The organism is Bradyrhizobium sp. JR4.1 (genome assembly GCF_040548605.1).
Classification (GTDB): Bacteria; Pseudomonadota; Alphaproteobacteria; order Rhizobiales; family Xanthobacteraceae; genus Bradyrhizobium; species Bradyrhizobium canariense.
Genome location: NZ_JBEPRY010000074.1, coordinates 1 through 1,736 on the forward strand (window position 1 = coordinate 1; position 1,736 = coordinate 1,736).

At 63.9% G+C, this 1,736-nt stretch carries 3 protein-coding genes; all 3 read right to left on the reverse strand.

Going from position 1 to position 1,736, the window contains the following annotated elements; genetic code table 11:
- Window positions 1-599, reverse strand: a 599-nt coding sequence (locus tag ABIB90_RS41540; RefSeq protein ID WP_354202974.1) for a tyrosine-type recombinase/integrase, incomplete at its 3' end; no start/stop codon positions are given.
- Window positions 596-1,537, reverse strand: coding sequence for a tyrosine-type recombinase/integrase (locus ABIB90_RS41545; RefSeq protein ID WP_247297731.1), 942 nt, complete (start codon window positions 1,535-1,537; stop codon window positions 596-598). The genes ABIB90_RS41540 and ABIB90_RS41545, both read right to left, overlap by 4 nt.
- On the reverse strand, window positions 1,534-1,736 hold a 203-nt coding region (locus tag ABIB90_RS41550), incomplete at its 5' end, for a tyrosine-type recombinase/integrase (RefSeq protein WP_354202975.1). The genes ABIB90_RS41545 and ABIB90_RS41550, both read right to left, overlap by 4 nt.

Consider the following 1,736-nt stretch of genomic DNA (forward strand, 5'->3'; position numbering starts at 1 on the left):
GCTGTCTCGCGGCGAAGTGGGGTGGCGCGCTCCTTGCGGCCCTTGCCCATGCAACGGATGTGAGCGCCGGTTCCAAGCGCGACATCGCCCCGGGTAAGGCCGACCAGTTCGGAAGCTCGCAGGCCTGTCTGGATTGCGAGCAACAGCAGAGCATGATCGCGCCGGCCCGCCCATGTGGTGCGATCCGGAGCCGCCAGCAATGCCGCCATCTCTTCGGCATCGAGGAACGTAACTGCACGCTTCACATAGCGCTTGTTGGGCATGGCCAGGATACGCTGGCAGTGTAGTAGCCAGGTCGGATCGGTCATCGCGACGAAGCGGAAGAACGATCGGATCGCCGCGAGCCGGGTGTTGCGGCTGCGGGCGCTATTGCCCCGCGTGGTCTCGGTATGGGCGAGGAAGTCCGCGACCAGATCGGCGTCGATATCTTCGACCGTCAGGTTGACTGGCGGCTTGTTGCGGCGAGTGCTCGCGTACCTGAGCAGTAGCCGGAACGTATCGCGATAGCCAGCGACCGTATGTCGGCTCGCCTCCAGTTGCGTGCAAAGCCGCTCGGTGAAGAAGCGCTGGATCAGCGCAGGTAAGGCGATGGTGCTCATTGTGCCATCTCCCCGCCGCTCGCGGTGGCGCGGCCCATCGCTAGATCGAGCAGCTCCGGGACCGCCTCCAGATACCAATATGTTCCAGAAGGGTTGCTATGACCCAGATAGGTCGTCAGCCGGATCATCTCGCGCGCCGGGTCCTTGCCAGTCCGGTACCAGTTGATCATCGTACGCACGGCGAAGGTGTGGCGCAGGTCGTGGATGCGCGGTCCCCGGCCGTGCCGCTGGTACTGCTGCTCGGATCGCAATCCGATCTGCTGGCATGCTTGCGCAAAGTTGTAGCGGGCCCCACAGTCGGTGAGCCGAGTCGCCTTGTCAGTTATGAACATCGGCTTCGCCGGATGACCGATCAACCGGTCGCGTTTGACGCGATAGTCTAGCAGTCGCTCGACGGCGCTGGGGTCGAGCGGCAGCAGTCGCTCCTTACCGTTCTTACCTTGTCGGACGCGTAACGCACCATTATCGGCATCGAGGTCGTCTCCATCGAGCGCGAGCGCCTCGCTGACGCGCAGGCCCGTGATCGCGATGAGTGCGAACAGCGTCGAGCAGGTCAGCCCGCGCAATCCGCAAATCGACGGAAGTGCCATTGCGGCCGCGATGATCGAAGCGACTTCCGCGTCGCTGTAGATATACGGTCGGGAGCGCATCACGGTATTCGGCAACAATCCCCGGGGCGGGGCTTCATGCGCCAGATCGAAGCTACTTAGCCACTGCGCGAAGAGGCGCACGACGGTAAGCCGCGCCGCTCGCGTCCTGCCGTTGGCCTCGTCGAGCGTAGCATGCCAGCGCAGGAACAGCGCCGTGTCGATATGCGTCGCACGCTCGCGGTCGGCAAACCGCGTGAAGCGGCGGAGGATGCGCTCGCTGGTGCTCAGGTCGTAGCCGAGGCTGCGCCGCACGGCCAGATAGCGATCGAGTTGGGAGGTGAGGCTCATTGCGCGCCTCCCACTACGGGCCAGGGCATTGCTATCGATCGCAGCCCATCTATGTCGAGACGGGCATATATCATGGTCGATGTGCGTGAGCGATGCCGCAGCACGTCGCCCACCTCGTCGAGCGATGCACCCGAGTTCACCAACTGGACCGCAAGGCTATGACGCAGCAGGTGCGATCCCACATAGGGCGTCACCGGTT

Excerpts from the sequence above, each read along its gene's own strand:
- ABIB90_RS41545 (WP_247297731.1), bottom strand. The coding sequence starts at position 1,537 with ATGAGCCTCACCTCCCAACTCGATCGCTATCTGGCCGTGCGGCGCAGC.